This is a genomic window from Caballeronia sp., assembly GCF_028292365.1.
Classification (GTDB): domain Bacteria; phylum Pseudomonadota; class Gammaproteobacteria; order Burkholderiales; family Burkholderiaceae; genus Caballeronia.
Genome location: NZ_JAQGMM010000073.1, coordinates 1 through 4,610, shown reverse-complemented (window position 1 = coordinate 4,610; position 4,610 = coordinate 1). Strand labels below are relative to the sequence as shown.

4 protein-coding genes and 1 pseudogene are annotated in these 4,610 nt (G+C 61.3%); 3 read left to right on the top strand and 2 right to left on the bottom strand.

What is annotated here, in order from left to right; genetic code table 11:
- Window positions 1–898 (top strand): MFS transporter (locus JWR14_RS04335; protein ID WP_299701933.1); only part of this gene is annotated, 898 nt, incomplete at its 5' end.
- Between the two features lie 47 nt (window positions 899–945).
- Window positions 946–1,092: an oxalate:formate antiporter gene (locus JWR14_RS04330; RefSeq protein ID WP_299701930.1), complete on the top strand. Its 147-nt coding sequence runs from the start codon at window positions 946–948 to the stop codon at window positions 1,090–1,092.
- A 113-nt stretch (window positions 1,093–1,205) separates the two neighbouring features.
- Here JWR14_RS04330 and JWR14_RS04325 read toward each other — a convergent pair whose 3' ends face one another.
- Together JWR14_RS04325 and JWR14_RS04320 are read right to left on the bottom strand one after the other, a co-directional pair.
- Entirely contained in the window at window positions 1,206–2,285 is a 1,080-nt protein-coding gene (locus tag JWR14_RS04325; RefSeq protein WP_299701927.1) for a glycosyltransferase family 4 protein, read from the bottom strand.
- Window positions 2,285–3,532, bottom strand: coding sequence for an oligosaccharide flippase family protein (locus JWR14_RS04320; protein ID WP_299701924.1), 1,248 nt, complete (start codon window positions 3,530–3,532; stop codon window positions 2,285–2,287). The genes JWR14_RS04325 and JWR14_RS04320 overlap by 1 nt, the downstream gene beginning before the upstream one ends.
- Before the next feature lie 368 nt (window positions 3,533–3,900).
- Between JWR14_RS04320 and JWR14_RS04315 the strand changes: the two are divergent.
- A pseudogene (locus JWR14_RS04315) lies at window positions 3,901–4,610 on the top strand (group 1 glycosyl transferase); the annotation flags it as partial.

The window sequence follows — 4,610 nt, the reverse complement described above, 5'->3', positions numbered from 1 at the left end:
CGGCATGGCGATCATGGGCTTCGGCGGCGGCGCGATGATCGCGGCGCCCGCCTCGGTCGCGTTGATGAACCACTTCAATAGCGCAACCATCAACGGCGTGACAGAGACCTTCGTGGTGTTGGGCATTGTCTATTTCATCTCGATGTCGATCGGCGCACTTGCCATCCGCGTCCCGCGTGCGAACTGGGCGCCGGCAGGCTGGACGCCGCCGGTGACCAACGGCAACAAGATGATCACGCGCAATCAAGTGCATATCGACCAGGCGTTGAAGAAGGCGCAGTTCTACCTGATATGGCTGGTGCTGTTCCTCAACGTGACGGCCGGGATTGGCGTGTTGGGCCAGGCATCGGTGATGATTCAGGAGAGCTTCAAGGCATCGATCACGGCTGCTGCCGCGGCCGGATTCGTCGGCCTGCTTTCGCTCTTCAACATGGGTGGGCGTTTCGTGTGGGCATCGGCGTCGGACTGGATCGGGCGCAAGAACACCTACTTCGTCTTCTTCGTGCTCGGTGCTGTGCTCTATCTGCTGGTGCCGCAATTTGCGCAGAGCGGTAACGTTGCGCTCTTCGTGCTCTCGTATTGCGTGATCCTGTCCATGTACGGTGGTGGCTTCGCAACCGTCCCGGCCTATCTCGCCGTTATGTTCGGCACGAAATTCGTGGGCGGCATTCATGGACGCCTGCTGACCGCATGGGCTGCGGCCGGTATCGCAGGTCCGGTGCTGGTGAACTACATTCGCGCGTATCAAGTAGCGCATGGCGTGGTGAAAGCGGATGCCTACACCACGACGTTGCACATCATGGCGGGACTGCTGGTGATCGGCTTTGTCTGCAACTTGGCTGTGAAGCGCGTGCATGAGAAACATCACATGAGCGCGTCCGCACTCGCGGCGGATTGAGTCCACTGAATGAATCCACTGAACCTACCCCAAGCGCGGAGAATGCGATGAACACCAATACCAACCTGAACCGCGAACTGGACGCGCATCCGACTAACAAGCTGCTGCTCGGCGTGTTCTGGATCTACGCAATCGTGCCGCTTGCATGGGGCGTGATCAACACCCTCGTCCAGGCGACCAAGCTGTTTCAATGAAGCTGAAGATTTAGCGTCTGTAAAACAGGAACGCCGGCTTGAAAGCCGGCGTTTTTTATCGCGCTCGAAATCTGGACCGGCCCTCACGCAAGCCGGAAGCACATCCCTTACCCTCAAGCCGGCGCACCCGCCATGCAGCCCGTGACCTGCCGCGCGACTGCGAGATAACGTTCGGCGGTATCGGCCAACGTAAGGCCACCCAACGGCCGCTGCGCCCGCCGTTCGCCCAACGCAGCCACCAGCGCGCGTGCATAGGTCGCGGTGTCCTCCGGATCCAGCAGATGCACGGCTGGAAAATCCGCCGCGAAGCTGAACGGCCGGATGTCGCTGGCGACAATCGGCACACCCGACGCCAACGCCTCCAGGAACGCGATGCTATGGCCTTCAAAGCGCGACGGCATCGCGAACACGCTGGCCTTGAAGAGAATGTCGGAGACGTCCGAACGCGGCCCTTCCACCGTGACCCGCTGCTCGAGCCCGAGCTTCGCCACAAGATCCTTCACCGCCGTGAAGTACGCCGGATCTTCGACCACACCGACCAGCAGCAATCGCGCATGCGGCACCTGCTGCACAACCTGATCGAACGCATGGACTGTCTGCAACTGGTTCTTCACCGACGTATAACGCCCGATCTGCACGATCTGCGCGTGGTCATTGGCGAGATCGGCATCCAGCCCAGGCGAGAAGCGCGCCATGTCCACGCCGTTTGGAATGAGCTGCATCGACGGATGCCGGCCAACGGCGGCCACATAGTCGTCGAGATTCGTCGGCGATACCCCGATCACCGCCCGCGCCCGCCGCGACAACACGCGCTCGATGCGCCGGAACAGATCGCGCTCGAAATCGTTGGTCGCGGAATGCATCACATACACCACGGGCGCCGAGATTGGCAGTGCGCGCACGTAGAAAGCGGGAATGGTCGCGTGGGCAAACACCACGTCCGGGCGATAGCGTTGAACCACCTGGTACAAATGCCACAGCTTGCCGGGCAAGCCGTGGAGTCCGCGGGGAAACATGCACTCCACGCCGCTGGCATCGAGTTCCTGGCGCAGCGTGCGGAAGTCGTCGTGTTGCGGCCGCAGCGATGTCATGCCGACAATTTCGCCGCTCCTCTGCTGAAGAATAGCGAGGTCCTTTGCCAGCACTTCCGCCCCCGAAAGGCGAGGGGCAAGAACGAGATGAAGGATGCGCATTACGCCTCCCTGGCAATTCGGAACATCATCCATCCGGCGGCTGCACCAAGGCCGACCGTCATCGCCCAGGCGATGCCGGTCACGCCCCACAAATGGGTGGCGAACGGCACCGTCACCAGCAGCACCACGGCCTGGATGATGGACGCATGCGTCGCGACTTTCGGCAAGCCGACCGCACGCAAATACGATACCAGCACAGCGATTACCGCACCGATAGCCATGTTGACCACGAAGATCCGGAACAGCGGCACAGCGGACAGCCATGCGGTTCCCAGCACGATCTGGAACAGCGGTTCGGCGACGAGGCGCAGGATGATCACCAGCACCACGAGCCCCCCCACGATCAACGCAAGATAACGGCGAAACAGCCGCGCGGCGAAATCCGCGTCCTGGCGGTGATGCGCGGAGAACGTCGGAAACAGGTATTGCGACATGGCAATGGCGGCATCGGCCAGCAGCATTTGTGCGAGCTTCGAGGACATCTGGTACGCGCCCAATTGCGCCGGTCCAAGCAGCTTTGCCACGATCACCTTGTCGAACTGATTCAGCAGCAGGTTCACCACGCTGCCCGCCCAGATCCAGCGGCTGAAATTCACGTAATGGCCGATCCCCTTCCATGAGAGCCGCAACGGCGGACGCGGTGACATGGTGGTCCAGGTCAGGACCGTCTTCAACGACTCTCCCGCCACCATGCCGAGCAGCACCGAATAGGCACCCGCGCCGCCAAGCGCGAAGCCCAGGCCGATCGCGCAATCGAGGAAAGCCGACGACATCTCCACGCCCGCGATACGCATGAAGCCGCGCTCGCGCGTAACGATGTAATACGCCGGCGACGCCACGCCGCGGATCAGCGGCAACAGCGCCGCGAGTTGCAACAGCAGCAGCGAGCCGCCAAGATGAAACTGCTGGTCCATCAGCGGCGCGGCACAAATGATCAGGAGCGCGATCAATGTCCCACGCGAGGCCAGCGTGGTCCACACGGCGCCGAGCTGTAAACGGTTCGGCGTTTCCCGGCCTTGCACCACCGCTTGCGCGAGACCCGTGTCGCTGAGCGACTCGGCAATAGCCACCGCCAGCAACGCCACGCTGACGCTGCCAATTGCGGCGGGCCCGAGAATCCGGCCGATCGCCAGGAACTTGACCGCGACGAAGCCGCGTACCACGATTTGTTGCAACAGGACCCAGATCGCGGCGTCCTGGTCGAAACGCACGCTCGCGGTTGAAAACGGTAAGCGAACTGCTCTCACAGACATTCCTCGCGTCGGATCGATTTTTTGTAGTTGGAGCGTGGCAAACGCGTTGCCCGCGAGACTTGACTTTGCATTAGCGATGTTTGCCCAGGGTTTCCGCAAAGGTAACGTGGCGCGCCCTGTCCTGTGCGCCATCTCGTAGTCGATATCGGCCCTCGTGTACGCTGGCTCACTGTCTTTTTTCGCCAGAGGAATACCCTGACTTTGGCGGTTGCATAACGTGCGGCAATGCTAGTGTTGACGTTATCGACTGATGTTTGGCACGGGGCGCCTGATCAGATCCCGCCCGCTTTGACCGCCCTCAGTGCACGTTCTGTGCTTTGCCGCCCAAGACCACGCCTTTTTTGTACGCTTTCAAAAAAACAATGACTATGGCCAATGACACATTCGACACCGTACTGATCGTCGAACCCGATTTCTCCGGGCATCGCTGGCGTTATGCCGAGTGGGCAGCAGCGGCTTACATGGAAGCGGGGTATCGGTGCGTCATCGTGACCGACCCTGCGAACGCGGGGCATTCGCTCGCCGCGCGCATTTCTCAGGAGAACCGGCCCGAGTTGCAGATCCAGTTTGTCGAGCCGCTTCAACACAGCCGCAGCGGCTTTGCGAAGCTCAGTTATGTACGGTATTTCCGCGATTTCAAGCATGCATTCGACATCACCAGCCGTAACCGGAAGGTCGCGCTGGTCGTGGTCCCTTACGTCGATTATTTCTTTTACTCGCTGCCGTTCACGGGTTCGCCGTTTGGCGCAACGCCGTGGGTGGGCATCACGATGCGGGCCAATTTTCACCATGCCAAAGTGGGCGTGAAGGCACCGCGCGACCCGTTGGTCAATGCTGTCAAGGCGCAGTTATTTCAGCGCGCCATTCGTACGCCCGGCTTGATGACCTTGCTGACCATTGACCCCACGCTGACCGAGTGGGTCGCTCGCTCAGGTCGTGGGGGTCATCAGGCAACCCGTAGCGCGGCCGTCCAGTATCTCGCCGACCCGTTCCCTGATGCGAAGGCTACGGAGCCGCTGGCGGCCCGTCAGCGCCTGGGGCTTGGCACGGGCAAGCATGTGCTTGTCTATGG